Source organism: Ruegeria sp. BHSB056 (genome assembly GCF_059613305.1).
Genome location: NZ_JBXWSG010000188.1, coordinates 1 through 1,633, shown reverse-complemented (window position 1 = coordinate 1,633; position 1,633 = coordinate 1). Strand labels below are relative to the sequence as shown.

2 protein-coding genes are annotated in these 1,633 nt (G+C 57.1%); both read left to right on the top strand.

Annotated features, from left to right (window positions below; genetic code table 11):
• A partial coding sequence (locus AC2FND_RS20225) for a hypothetical protein (RefSeq protein ID WP_496771489.1) occupies positions 1–627 on the top strand: 627 nt, incomplete at its 5' end.
• Positions 624–1,633: hypothetical protein (locus AC2FND_RS20220; protein ID WP_496771488.1), on the top strand; the 1,010-nt coding region annotated here is incomplete at its 3' end. The genes AC2FND_RS20225 and AC2FND_RS20220, both read left to right, overlap by 4 nt.

Genomic DNA, 1,633 nt, shown 5'->3' with positions numbered 1-1,633 from the left:
GTCGCGGGTGCACGGGCCAGCCGTGAAGAAAGCTTTGTGATGCGCTGCGCTCGATCGGCATTTTATACGATCGTTAACCGATTGTCAGACGTGACGATGGAATCATCCGTCGGAGAGTTCCAGTTGATCGATCGCAAAGTGCTCAAGGCGGTGTTGTCGCATCGGGATCATTACCCGTATATCCGTGGCATTATCGCAAGCTGCGGGTTCCGCCGGGTGATTGTGCCTTATGTCTGGCGGGCTCGGGCACGGGGGTTGTCCAAACATAATCTGATGGCCCTGACGGATCAGGCGCTGAATGCTATTTTTGCCTTCACGCGCGCGCCAATGCGGTTTTGTACGCTCAGCGGTCTGGTCATTGCGATTGGCTGTATCCTGTTTTCCCTTATTGCCACAGTTTTGTATTTCCTTAACCCCGAGCAGGCCCCGCGGGGGACAACGACCATTATCGTGGCGCTGTTTTTCCTGTCGGGTATCCAGATGCTGTTTATCGGCATGTTGGGGGAATACATAACTTCAATCCACAATCAGGTGCGGGGTGGTCCGATCGTCACTGAACAGGAACGTATCAATATCGAAGGTCCCGCACGGGACCCGGCGATTGTCAAAGATGAGCATATGGCATGAGCCTCCGTTCAAGTCAGCTTCTGTGGGGTCTTATTGGCCTTTTCGTATTGGGGTGTGGTCCCGCGTGGGCCGCAGATGCACCGACCACCAATGCAACTCTGCCCGAGCTGCGCGTATGGTTTGGGTGCATGGTGGTGGCCTCGGTGTTTTTTCTGGGCTTCTTCTGGCTGCGTGGTCAGGTTCTGTTTGGCATTCTGAGTGTAATAGCTCTTTTAGGCGGCGCAGCCCGGCTGTGGCTGACGCAACCGCTTTGGTTTCCACGCCTTGAAATTTCTGCGGACCCGCCTGAGAACCTGATCATGCTGGCGATACTGGCGATGCAGGCGGCGGTGATCGGCGTTGTTCTCATACGGCCCTCAGGGCGCGCAGCCATCGGCGGTCTTTTCGCCAAAGCGGGGATATTTCGCCTGTTTCTGCTGATGGTTCTGGTTGCGATTTTCAGCCTGTCGGCAACTCCTTATATCGCCTATGGCTATCATGTGGCCTATGGCTTGCAGATCGGTGTTGGCGGTGTGTTGTCACTGGTTCAACTGGCCACGCTATTGGCCATGTTTGTTGTGGTTGGGCCAGACCACATGCCGCGTATCCCGGCGGCTGGTTTGGCGGTGTTTGCGACTTTGGTCAGCGCCATACTGGCCTGGACGGCGTTCGATCGGGTGCCCCATGTCGAGGATGAGCTGGCCTATCTTTTTCAGGCACGGACCTTTGCGGCTGGCACGCTCTGGGCTCCGGCCCCGCCCGAAGCGGCACACCCCGCGCTGGAATATTATCTTCTCGAAATACATGAGGGCAAATGGATCAGTGTTCCGGCACAGGGCTGGGCCATGGTTTTGAGCCTTGGGGTGCTGGTCGGGGCGCCATGGGTGATCAATCCGATCCTGACCGGGATATCGGTTTGGCTGGCCCATGACATTGTCCGCCGGTCTATCAGCCGGGAACGCGCGGATATGGTCGCGTTGCTTATGGCAACCTCACCCTGGGTGCTGGCTGTTGGGGCCACGCTGAT